This window comes from Alphaproteobacteria bacterium PA2, assembly GCA_002256425.1.
Taxonomy (GTDB): Bacteria; Pseudomonadota; Alphaproteobacteria; order Caulobacterales; family Caulobacteraceae; genus Phenylobacterium.
In genome coordinates, this window is record NKIZ01000001.1 from 870,722 (window position 1) to 882,044 (window position 11,323).

12 protein-coding genes are annotated in these 11,323 nt (G+C 63.9%); 8 read left to right on the forward strand and 4 right to left on the reverse strand.

Annotated elements, in window-relative coordinates:
• Nucleotides 1–59 precede the first annotated feature (59 nt).
• Nucleotides 60–995, forward strand: coding sequence for an MBL fold metallo-hydrolase (locus CFE28_04220; GenBank protein OYU69276.1), 936 nt, complete (start codon nt 60–62; stop codon nt 993–995).
• 53 nt (nt 996–1,048) lie between these two features.
• On the opposite strand, the gene CFE28_04225 is transcribed toward CFE28_04220, so the two are convergent.
• The 3 genes from CFE28_04225 to CFE28_04235 are packed head-to-tail and all read right to left on the reverse strand — an operon-like array spanning nt 1,049 to nt 2,998.
• Nucleotides 1,049–1,252 (reverse strand): sulfurtransferase, encoded by a 204-nt coding sequence (locus CFE28_04225; GenBank protein OYU69277.1) that lies wholly within the window; start codon nt 1,250–1,252, stop codon nt 1,049–1,051.
• Between the two features lie 25 nt (nt 1,253–1,277).
• Complete coding sequence (locus CFE28_04230) at nt 1,278–1,715, reverse strand: thiol reductase thioredoxin (GenBank protein ID OYU69278.1); 438 nt, start codon at nt 1,713–1,715, stop codon at nt 1,278–1,280.
• 2 nt (nt 1,716–1,717) lie between these two features.
• Nucleotides 1,718–2,998 carry a pyridine nucleotide-disulfide oxidoreductase gene (locus CFE28_04235; GenBank protein OYU69279.1) on the reverse strand — a complete coding sequence of 427 codons (1,281 nt, stop codon included), beginning with the start codon at nt 2,996–2,998 and terminating at the stop codon, nt 1,718–1,720.
• 144 nt (nt 2,999–3,142) lie between these two features.
• On the opposite strand from CFE28_04235, the gene CFE28_04240 reads away from it, so the two are divergent.
• From CFE28_04240 to CFE28_04265, 6 genes are read left to right on the forward strand one after another with little or no spacing between them, the layout of a single operon-like run.
• A complete protein-coding gene (locus CFE28_04240; GenBank protein OYU69280.1) occupies nt 3,143–3,463 on the forward strand; it encodes a transcriptional regulator in 321 nt (106 codons plus the stop codon).
• Between the two features lie 12 nt (nt 3,464–3,475).
• On the forward strand, nt 3,476–3,805 hold the full coding sequence (locus CFE28_04245; protein ID OYU69281.1) for a sulfurtransferase: 330 nt from the start codon (nt 3,476–3,478) through the stop codon (nt 3,803–3,805).
• A 35-nt stretch (nt 3,806–3,840) separates the two neighbouring features.
• Complete coding sequence (locus tag CFE28_04250) at nt 3,841–4,872, forward strand: efflux transporter periplasmic adaptor subunit (GenBank protein ID OYU69282.1); 1,032 nt, start codon at nt 3,841–3,843, stop codon at nt 4,870–4,872.
• Nucleotides 4,869–8,075, forward strand: coding sequence for a multidrug transporter AcrB (locus CFE28_04255; protein ID OYU69283.1), 3,207 nt, complete (start codon nt 4,869–4,871; stop codon nt 8,073–8,075). The genes CFE28_04250 and CFE28_04255 overlap by 4 nt, the downstream gene beginning before the upstream one ends.
• A 40-nt stretch (nt 8,076–8,115) precedes the next feature.
• Complete coding sequence (locus CFE28_04260; GenBank protein OYU69284.1) at nt 8,116–8,469, forward strand: transcriptional regulator; 354 nt, start codon at nt 8,116–8,118, stop codon at nt 8,467–8,469.
• 7 nt (nt 8,470–8,476) lie between these two features.
• Nucleotides 8,477–9,433 (forward strand): hypothetical protein, encoded by a 957-nt coding sequence (locus CFE28_04265; GenBank protein OYU69285.1) that lies wholly within the window; start codon nt 8,477–8,479, stop codon nt 9,431–9,433.
• Between the two features lie 108 nt (nt 9,434–9,541).
• Here CFE28_04265 and CFE28_04270 read toward each other — a convergent pair whose 3' ends face one another.
• Nucleotides 9,542–10,645, reverse strand: a complete 1,104-nt coding sequence (locus CFE28_04270; GenBank protein ID OYU69286.1) for a glutathione S-transferase — start codon at nt 10,643–10,645, stop codon at nt 9,542–9,544.
• 157 nt (nt 10,646–10,802) lie between these two features.
• Between CFE28_04270 and CFE28_04275 the strand changes: the two genes are divergently transcribed.
• A complete protein-coding gene (locus CFE28_04275; GenBank protein ID OYU69287.1) occupies nt 10,803–11,288 on the forward strand; it encodes a hypothetical protein in 486 nt (161 codons plus the stop codon).
• The last annotated feature ends 35 nt before the right edge of the window (nt 11,289–11,323 follow it).

Sequence of the window (11,323 nt, forward strand, 5' to 3'; positions counted from 1 at the left end):
GAATATTCATATATTCGCATATATGTTATTTACGCCATCATCAAGCTGAGAGTTTTCCGATGAGTTCCCCCGTCGACAGTGTTGTTTCCCGCGCCAGCGCCCTGATTTCCAATGGGCTGACCGATCCGGGGCAGCGCCCGCTGGTCAAGGCGTTCTTCGATGAAGCGACCTTCACGGTCAGCTATGTGGTCCGGGATCCTGGATCATCGGCCTGCGCCATCATCGACAGTGTTCTGGACTATGACGCTGCTTCAGGACGCACATCCTACAGGTCTGCGGATCAGATCAGCGCCTTCATCAAGGAAGGTAACCTCGATGTGGTCTGGCAACTGGAAACCCATGCCCATGCCGACCACCTGTCAGCAGCGCCCTATCTCCAGAGCGCCCATGGCGGTCGCCTGGCGATTGGCGGCCTGATCACCCGGGTGCAGGAAACCTTCGGGACCCTCTTCAACGCCGGCCCGGACTTCGCCCGCGATGGCAGCCAGTTTGACCACCTGTTTCAGGACGGCGATGCCTTCGGGATTGGCGGCCTGAAGGCCATGGCCCTGCATGTGCCCGGTCATACACCGGCCTGCATGGCCTATGTGATCGGCGATGCGGTCTTTGTTGGCGATACGCTCTTCATGCCTGACTATGGGACCGCCCGCTGCGATTTTCCGGGCGGAAGCGCCAGCACGCTCTTCCAGTCCATTCAGCGCCTTCTCTCACTGCCGCAGCAGGCCCGCGTCTTTCTCTGTCATGACTACAAGGCCGAGGGACGCGACACCTTCGCCTGGGAGACAACAATCGGGGATCAAGCTCGCGACAATGTCCATCTCGCCGCCGGGACCACTGAGGCCGAGTTCGTCGCCCTTCGCCAGGCGCGCGACAGTCAGCTGGGCATGCCCCGTCTCATCATGCCGTCCGTGCAGGTGAACATGCGTGGGGGACACCTGCCAGAGGCGGAAGATAATGGGGTGCGCTATCTGAAGATCCCGCTGAACGCTGTCTGAGTACGGGACAGTCTGGCCTGCGGTGGCATATCGCCAGCCGCAGGCCGGCACTGCTATTTGAAGGCTACACCAGGGGCGATCCCCAGCTTCTTGAAGACGATCGCCGCCGGGCAGAACCCGGTGACTGAGGTCTGGAGCGCATTCAGTCCTGCAAAGATGGTCAGCCCGATCCACCAGGGATGGACATAGTGCGCCAGGGCGACGCCCAACAGGATGACGCATCCCAGGAAGGCAAAGACAGCTCGATCAAGGGTCATTCGGGCATCTCCATATGTGCTGGCGTCAGACGCCTGCGAGGGCCTGGCGCGTCCTGGCGACGATCTGTTGGGTGCTCATCAGGCCAGCCGACCTTGCGATTGGCTTGCCGTCCCGAAAGAGCAGAAGGGCCGGGATTCCAGAGACGCCGAGGTCCGAGGCAGCCTGGGGCTCGGCCTCTGAATTCAGCTTCAGCAGACGGACATCGGGTTCGAGCACCTTCGAAGCAGCAGCGAAGTTGGGGGACATGGCCCGGCATGGGCCGCACCAGGGCGCCCACACGTCCACGAGGACCGCCGCACCCTTTGTGGACGCCCGATGGGCGGCCAGACCCTTGCCGGTGACCTCGACCGGTTGGCCGCTGAAGACCTTTTCCCCGCAGCGACCACACTTGGCGGACAGGGGATCTCTGTCTTCAGGCGACCTGTTCGCCGTACCACAGGCCGGACAGACGAACTGGCGCATGACTACTCCTTGATCTTCCGCAGACCCATGACCTCCAAGGCCAGCTTTTCATAGAAGGGTTCGCTCTCCCCGCGCTTGATCTTGCCCAGGAAGTATTTTTCGAACCCGACCTTGGCCAGGTGGACCCACTTGCCGCTGGCCGACCAGTTGACGTTCCGCGGCGGGATCTGGGGCTGGGCGACAAAGGCGACGCCGCCGTCTCCGAAGTCTGCCAGGCAGAAGGCGTTCCAGGTAGCCTCATGGGTTGGCGCCTTGCCGTCCAAGATTTCACCCATGTTGTGGGCGATGGCGGTCACCATGCTCTCGATCATGAAACCCGTCTTGGGAACTCCGACCGGGACAGCGGTCTTGCCGGTTGGAGCGATCGCTACACAGACGCCGAGACCGAAAACGTTCGGGAAGGTCGGATTGCGCTGGTGTTTGTCGATGATGATGAAGCCACGAGGATTGGTCAGGCCTTCCACACCCCGGACAGCCCCGACGCCGCGAAAGGCCGGGAGCATCATGGAGTAGGCGAAGGGAAGGTCGTGGGTCTGCTTGACCGATCCGTCTTCATTGATTTCCTCGGCATGCATGACGCGGGCCTCGACCGAGGTGACCTTGGCGTTTGTCACCCACTTGATGTGCCGCTCGCGCATCTCGCTTTCGAGCAGGCCCTTGGTGTCGCCAACGCCGTCCAGCCCGAGGTGGCCCACATAGGGCTCAGACGTAACAAAGGTCATGGGCACCTTGTCGCGGATCTTGCGACGCCGAAGCTCGGTGTCGAGGATCATGGCGAATTCATAGGCTGGCCCGAAGCATGAGGCGCCCTGCACAGCGCCCACGACGATTGGGCCGGGAGATTGCACGAATTTGTCGAAAGCGGCCGCCGCAGACTCCGCATGATCCACATGACAGATGGACTGGGTAAAGCCGCCGTTTGGCCCGAGGCCCGGGATTTCATCGAAGGCGAGATCCGGCCCGGTGGCGATGATCAGGTAGTCATAGTCGACGGTCGCGCCATCATTCAGGATCAGCTGGTTCTTGTCGGGGACAACCTGCCTGGCGCCAACTCCGCTGAAGGCGACTCCCCGCTTCTGGAAGACCGGGGGCAGCTTGACCTCGATAGCGTTCCGCTTGCGCCAGTGAACCGCAACCCATGGATTCGAGGGAACAAAGTGAAAGGTGTCACCCTGGGACACGACGCTGACCTCGGCCTTGTCGCCGACAGCGTCCTTGACCTCGAAGGCTGCAATCGCTCCGCCCAGACCAGCGCCCAGGATCACAATTCTTGGCTTCGACATGGCTTGTCTCCTTGCTCGCTGGCCCCGGCCCGACGGGCGGTCTTGCCTGGGGCCCAGATCGGCTAACGCTCCACCGTGCGAAAAGGTCCGATGTCACACCGACATTGCTTGACTTAATATGTGCATACATGAATATACGCAACTATGAAATTAGATGCTCTCGCCATGAAGGCTTCGGCGGATGACGCCTGCGACCTGTTGAAGGCCCTGGCCAACCCGCACAGGCTTATGATCGTCTGCACCCTGATTGAGGGAGAGCAGTCCGTCGGCGCCCTGGCGCAAATGCTGGGGGTACGGGAGACCCTTGCCTCACAGCATCTCGGTCTCTTGCGCCGGGATGGCGTTGTCGCCGCCCGCCGGGACGGCCAGACCATCTATTACGGACTTCAGTGCGGCCAGGCCCGCGCTGTGGTCGAGACCCTTTCAAACCTTTTCTGTGCGGTCCCTGACCTCGCCCAAGCCTGAGGAGCAATCAACATGTTCGGCGCCCCCAAGACCAAGGATCTCACCCCCCAGCAGGTTCAGGCTGGCCTTGATGCAGGACAGATCCTGCTGATCGATGTGCGCGAGCCCGACGAATTCGTCGCCGAACGCATTGCGGGTTCAGTGAACGCGCCCCTGTCGCGGCTCGCGCCGGCAGACCTCCCAAAGGCCGACGGCAAGACCGTTGTCCTGCAATGCGCCGGTGGCAAGCGTTCGGCCATGGCGGTGGAAAAGTGCTGCAAGGCCGGTGAGTTGATCGAGACCCATCTGGCCGGCGGTCTCGCGGCCTGGAAGGCCGCTGGTTTGCCGACGGTCAAGGGCTAGGCGCGGCAAGTCGTAACGGATCGGGGAGAAGCGTCATGGCGTCCAGGCTTGGACTGTTCAGCGCCTTGGGCGCTGTCCTGCTGATCGGCGGCTGTGGCGAGGCCCGCGCTCCTGCGCCTGCAGTAGCAAAGGCCGCGAAGGCAGATCAACTGACTGTCCGCAGCCAACGGGTCGGGGACTACAAGCCCGTGCCCGCCACCCTGACGACCCGGGACATGGCTGAGGCCCGCGCCCGGATCTCCGGGATACTGGTCAGCCTCGATGTGAAGGAGGGGGACCTTGTCCGCCAGGGTCAGGTGATCGCACGGGTCAAGGACGACCATCTGACCCTTCAGACCGGCGCCTTCGACGCGCAGGTCAACGCCGCTGCTGCTGAGGCCGCCCGCGCCCAGGCAGATCTGGCTCGGACCCGCGCCCTGTTCGCTCAGGGCATCTACGCCCAGGCGCGCCTGGACCAGGTGGAAGCCCAGGCCAAGGCCGCCAGCGCCAATCTCGCCTCTGCCCGCGCCCTTCGTGGAGCAAGCGCCGAGCTGGGCGCCCAGGGCGCTGTGCTGGCGCCTGCAGCGGGCAGGGTGCTGGTCGCCGACGTCCCTGTGGGGTCGGTGGTCATGCCGGGGCAATCCCTGGCCAGGATCACCGCCGGTCCCATGATCATCCGGATCGAGCTGCCGGAAGGCCAGGCCCGCGCCCTGAAGGTCGGCGACAGCGTTGAGCTTGAGCCTGAGGACCTCCGCGGTCTGGCCCGGCGTGGCGTCATCATCCAGGTCTATCCGTCCATCACCGGTGGCCAGGTGACCGCCGACGTCAGTGCTGAAGGACTGCCGCAGGACCTCATCGGCCAGCGGGTGCGGACCCGGGTCAAGGTCGGCGCGCGACAGGCGATGGTCATTCCCCGCAAGTATGTGTCGACCCGCTATGGGATCGACTATGCCCGCCTGGTCCGCGCCGACCAATCAGTGTCCGAGACGCCGATACAGACAACGGCCGGACCCACCGATGACACCCTGGAGGTGCTGTCAGGTCTTCGGGCCGGCGACGTCCTGACTCCGGTCGGAGCTGCCAGATGAACCTTGGCCTCTCGGGCCGGCTGACCCGGGCGACCATAGGTTCGCCCCTGACGCCCCTGTTCCTGCTGGCCGCCATTGCTGTCGGCTTGCTTGCCCTGGTCTCGATCCCGCGGGAAGAAGAACCCCAGATCAGCGTGCCCATGGTCGACATCATGGTGGCTGCACCCGGCCTGCGTGCGCCGGACGCAGTTGAACTGGTGGGCAAGCCCCTTGAGACCATCGTCAAGAGCGTGGCGGATGTGGAGCACGTCTACACCTTCGCCGACGACAACCAGGTCATGGTGACCGCCAGGTTCAAGGTCGGCGTCGATCCTGACGCCGCCGCCGTGCGCATCCACGAGAAAATCCGCGCCAACTATGACCGGATACCCGACGGCATTCCCGAGCCCCTGATCCAGACCCGGGGCATCAATGATGTGCCCAGTCTTGTCCTGACCCTGTCCCCCAAGCCCGATGCGGCCGGACAGTGGACCGATCAGGCGCTCTTCGACCTTGCGGGCAAGCTGCGCAACGAGGTGTCCAAGGTCGATGATGTGGGACTGACCTTCCCGGTCGGCGGCCGCCCCCAGGAAATCCGCATAGAACCTGATCCCGCCCGGCTGGCCCAGCACGGGGTGTCCCTGGGCGCCTTGATGGATACGGTCCGTCAGGCCAACCGCGCCTTCCCGGCCGGTCAGGTCCGCAATGGCGGTGAAGCCGTCGATGTCATGGCCGGGCGCACCCTGGCCAGCGCGACCGAGATCGGGCTCATCGCCCTGCCTTCGGTCCGCGGCGAGAGCGTCTACGTCCGCGATGTCGCCAAGGTAATCGAGGCGCCCCGCGAGGATCAGGCGAGGGCCTGGCGTTATGCCCGGGTCGGTCAGGCCTGGAGTGAGACCCCCGCCGTCAGCCTGGCCATCGCCAAGCGCAAGGGCGCCAACGCCGTCGTTGTCTCCCAGGCAGTGCTGGCCCGGGTTGAGGCCCTGAAGGGGTCTCTCCTGCCTGACAGCCTCGACGTAGCCATAACCCGCGACTATGGCGCGACGGCCAATGAGAAGGCCAATGAGCTGCTCTTCCACCTGGGTCTGGCGACCCTCTCCATCGTCGTCCTGATCGGATTCGCCATCGGCTGGCGGGAGGCGGCTGTCACGGCGGTGGTCATTCCCACCACCATCCTCCTGACCCTCTTTGCTTCGAACCTGCTGGGCTACACCATCAACCGGGTCAGCCTGTTCGCCCTGATCTTTTCGATCGGCATCCTGGTGGACGACGCCATTGTGATGATCGAGAACATTGCCCGGCACTGGGCCATGGCCGATAACCGCAGCCGGGTCGACGCCGCTGTCGACGCCGTCGCCGAGGTCGGAAATCCCACCGTTGTCGCCACCCTGACGGTGGTTACGGCCCTGCTGCCCATGCTGTTCGTTTCGGGTCTGATGGGCCCCTACATGGCGCCGATCCCGATCAACGCCTCAGCCGCCATGGTGTTCTCATTCTTCGTCGCCGTGGTTATCGCCCCATGGCTGATGGTCCGCTTCGCCAGAAAGACCCTCAAGGGCGGCGCCAGTCATCATGATGAAGGCAGGCTCGGCGCCATCTACCGCAAGTTGGCGGCAAAGGTTATCGGGACCCGTAAGGCGGCCTGGACCTTCCTGATCGGTGTAGGGGTCGCGACCCTGGTGGCCTGCGCCATGTTCGCCACAAGGACCGTGACGGTGAAACTCCTGCCCTTCGACAACAAGTCCGAGCTGCAGGTGGTGCTCGACATGCCGGAGGGAACCTCGCTGGAAGCGACGCAGAGAGCGCTTTCGGACGCGGCGGTCATGGCCCGATCCCTGCCTGAAGTCACAGCGATCGACGCCTTCGCCGGGACGGCCTCACCCTTCAACTTCAACGGTCTGGTCCGCCACTACTATCAGCGTAACCGGCCGGAGATGGGCGATCTCTCTGTCGGTCTTGCGGCCAAGGATCAGCGCCGCAGATCCAGCCATGCCATAGCTCTCGACCTTCGCAGCAAGCTGGCTGGTGTCGTCCTGCCATCCGGCGCCGCCATCAAGGTGGTTGAGGCGCCTCCCGGCCCGCCGGTCATGGCGACCCTGCTGGCTGAAGTCTACGGACCAGACGCCCCGACCCGCCGCGCCGTGGCTGAACGGGTGAAGGCCGCCTTCCACGCTGTGCCTTACATTGTCGATATCGATGACAGCTATGGCCAGCCCAGGCCGAGCCTGCGCCTGGTTCCCGACCGTGACCGACTGGAAGCCCTGAAGGTCAGTGATCGCGATGTCTATGACTCCATCGCTGTCGCCCTGAACGGCCAGGTCCTGGGCTATGCCCACAGGGGCGCAGGTCGTGATCCCCTGGAAATCTCGGTCAGACTGCCCCAGTCAGCGCGCAGCTGGGGGGAAGGTCTCTCCTCCCTGCCGGTCGCCGTTTCGCAAGGTGGGGGACGTCTGGTCTCCCTCGGCGAGGTCGCAACAGCGACCACCGAGCCCGGCTCCACCCACATCTTCCGACGGGATGGTCGGGACGTCGATATGGTCATGGGCGAACTGGCTGGCGCCTATGAGGCCCCCATCTACGGCATGATGGCTGTCGACAGGATCCTGAAGCAGGCCGACTGGAAGGGCGCCGAAAGGCCGGCCATTCTCATGCACGGCCAGCCGACTGACGAGAGCAAGCCTTCGGTCCTGTGGGACGGCGAATGGGAGATCACCTGGGTGACCTTCCGCGACATGGGCGCCGCCTTCGGCGTGGCGATCCTGGGGATCTATGTCCTGGTGGTGGCCCAGTTCAAAAGCTTCCGCCTGCCCCTGGTGATCCTGACGCCAATCCCCCTTACCCTGGTGGGCATCGTCATTGGTCACATCCTGTTCCAGGCGCCCTTCACGGCCACCTCCATGATCGGCTTCATCGCCCTGGCCGGGATCATTGTGCGAAATTCCATCCTGCTGGTGGACTTCATCCGTCACAGCCAGGGTGACGGCCGCCCCCTGCGCGAAGTCCTGCTGGAGGCCGGGGCCATCCGTTTCAAGCCGATCGTGCTAACCGCCGCCGCCGCCATGATTGGCGCGGCCGTCATCCTCACCGACCCGATCTTTCAGGGTCTGGCGATTTCGCTTCTGTTTGGTCTGGCCTCATCGACCCTGCTGACCGTGCTGGTCATTCCGGCGATCTATGTTGTGCTGCGTGATGACGGCGTGGCCCTGCCGGTCCAGGGGAAGTAGTAGGCCCACGGCAAGGGCCGGCCCCAAATCTTGATCCTCAATGCGTATCTTCTACACTAGGCATATGACCACCATGCTCACCGGGCGCCCGACGCTATCTGAAATGGCCGAGCTGGCGGATAGCGCCAGTTCTGCAGCGCGGCTGCTCAAGCTGCTGGCCAGCGAGCAGAGGCTGCTGCTTCTGTGCCGACTGATCGAGGGTGAAACCTCGGTCGGCGACCTTGCTGAACATGCCAAGCTGGCCCAGTCCGCGGCTTCCCAACACCTTGCCAAGATGCGGGCCGAGGGCCTGGTCGCCACCCGAAGGGAGGCGCAGACCATCTATTATCGCCTGGCTGATCCAGCTGCGGTCCGAGTGCTGGACACACTTTGCGACATCTATCGCAAGAAATAGCGACCCCATGACAGACCTGACCCTGCCCATCCGGGTCGCGGCGCTCTACCGGTTTGCGGCTATTGCCGATTGCGTCGCCCTGCAACAGGACCTGGAGGCTGTCTGCCGTCAGCACGAGGTGCTGGGCACCTTGCTCGTGGCGCCGGAAGGGCTGAATGGCACGATAGCAGGAACGCCGATTGGCGTTGACGCCGTCGTCGCCCACATCAGGCGCCTGCCCGGGTTCGATCGGCTTTCCGTCAAGTTTTCAGGGGCGCAGACCCCGCCTTTCTACCGGATGAAGGTGCGGCTCAAGCGCGAGATCGTCACTATGGGCCAGCCCGATATCGACCCGCTCAAGGATGTCGGCCAGTACGTGGCGCCGGCGGACTGGAACGCCCTGATCAGCGACCCGGACACCATTCTGATCGACACCCGCAACGCCTATGAGGTCAAGGTCGGCGCCTTTGATGGCGCCATTGATCCGCAGACGGATAGTTTCCGTGAATTTCCTGAGTGGTTCCGCGCCCATCGTGAGGAATTGCTGGCCGGCAGGTCATCGCCGAAGGTCGCCATGTACTGCACAGGGGGCATTCGCTGCGAGAAGTCGACGGCCTTCCTGAAGTCCGAGGGCATTGAGGCCGTCTACCATCTGGACGGCGGCATTCTGAAGTACCTCGAGACAACGCCTGAGACGGAAAGCCTGTGGAAGGGCGAGTGCTTCGTCTTTGATCAGCGGGTGTCAGTGGGGCACGGACTTGCCCTCGGGACCCATGGCCTCTGCCATGCCTGCCGAATGCCGGTCAGTCCTGAGGATCGGGCCTCGGCGGTCTATGAGGAGGGTGTCAGTTGCCCCGCCTGCCACGATCAGCGGGATCCCGAGCGGCGGGCCGCCTACAGGGAAAGACAGCATCAGGTGGAGCTCGCCTCCGCCCGTGGTCAGTCTCATATCGGCGCCCGCCTGAAACCGACGGACGAGGCCTAGAGCGCGCTCCCTTTAGACGGAGTCGTCTAAAGGGTAAAATTGCGCTCTGACTCAACAGCTTAGAGCACGCTTGTCGCGATAACCGGGTCCCACTTATCGCGGCGGGCTCTAGCCGACCGCCGCCCGCTTTCCGGTGTCCGTCGGCGTTATCGGAGCGATGGTGTCCCGCTCACCGGGACGTAGCTGCAGGGCATCCCAGCAATCATGCCGCCTGAGGGTGGCCTCCAGGTCCTCAGCGCCGTCCGTAATGGCGTCCGCCAGGGCGACCTTGAGGGCGCCAAGGCACCGCGCCTTGTATGGATTGGTCCGGGCCACAAAGGGCATATGCCGCAGTTCAACGGAAACTGACTTTTCCTCCGCCTCCACACTCCTGGCGTTTGCGGCCAGGTAGGGCAGATAGACCTCGCCGATCAGCTTGAGCAGCCTTTCCACGCCCGGGCCGATGGGCGAGGCGGGGTTCCGCCAGTCGCCCTCAATGCCTGAAGCATCATCCATATCCTGGACCCACTGGAAGGTGCGCACGGCGTCCCGGCGCATGATCGCCGAAGTTGACGGGTCAATGGCGCACTGGAACAGCTGGGCATAGAGCCCGATATCGCCGATGGATGGCCTGCCGCCGAAAAAGAAACGGCTGACCTCCAGCTGGGCTTCAACGGCCTCGAGAACCTCTGGATAGGTGGATCTCAGCAGGGGACGGTTCAATTCGCGGTCCCCAAGGCGGGCAAGGACGCCGGTCTGCCGCGCCCGGAATTTACGGACCACCTCGTCAAATTCCACATTCGGCATGGCGCCCAGCCAGCCCGCCATCTGCCGCCGGGAACAGAAGTCCTGATCAAGTTCCGCGTCCCACCGATAATCAAAGAAGGGCAGGACCAGCCACTCGTCCGCGAAATCCTCGATCAGCAGGGAGAGGAAGCGGTCCCCGGGATTGTCAGGCAGCAGGCTCCGGACGCCGGGATGCCGGGTTTCAAGCGCCAGGATCATGGGTGTCGAGTCCGCCCAGTAGTCGCCTTCCGGAATCTGCATGACTGGAATCATGCCCTTGGCGGCCGCATTCAGTTCGGCGCTTTCGCTCAGGTAACCCTGGGGGACGATCCAGTCGTGGGGAATACGCCGGCACCGCAGGACGGCGCGCATCTTCAGGGAAAAGGGTGATCCCGGCCCGCCCAGCAGGCGGTAGCGGTCATTGGCTTTGTCGGCCATTTCGAACATCTCCCTGGAGCAGGGCCTGACCTCTTGCTCGGCGGCCTCTGCGGTATTTTCGGAAGTGGTTTCCCGAAGATCATCGACTTTGGCAAGGTCCCACTTGAGCCGGCGGGCGACTTGTGGAACTCGGGAGGCCGAACGAAGCCCGGAACAGGATGAAGTGATGGTCAGCGACAGCCAACTCCAGGTCACCCACCTCTCGTGGGGCGTCAAGCAGAGCTTTCGGGGCTATGTGGAAGGCGCTGGCGGTACGATCACCATCGACGGCGGCGTCGAGCGCACTGCCGAAGGCGGCTTCATCTTCCCCGTGGACGAGGCGGCATTGACCCTGAACGCTGAGGGGCAGCTCGAGGGCCGCGCGACCTTCAGGGGCGAAGTCGGCTTCGAGGCCCACGGCGGCATGCTCAACGTCTTCCTGGCTGAACCGATCCTGGAGATCATCAGCGGTGAAGCGAAGATCACGGTCGCTGACACGCCGTCGCGCAAGTATCGCACCGAGGTCGCACGGATGGATCTAACCGCCATGGTCCGGGATGAAGCCGGCGCCCTGACCCTGCCGACCACCCTGTCCATGGACGGCATACAGTGGCTGGGCGATCACTATCCCCTCCGGGCGCCCCTGGACCCGGCGACACTGGCGCTCGGCTAGGCGCCCGGCCGGCGGCGCCTTCATTGCAGGCCGAC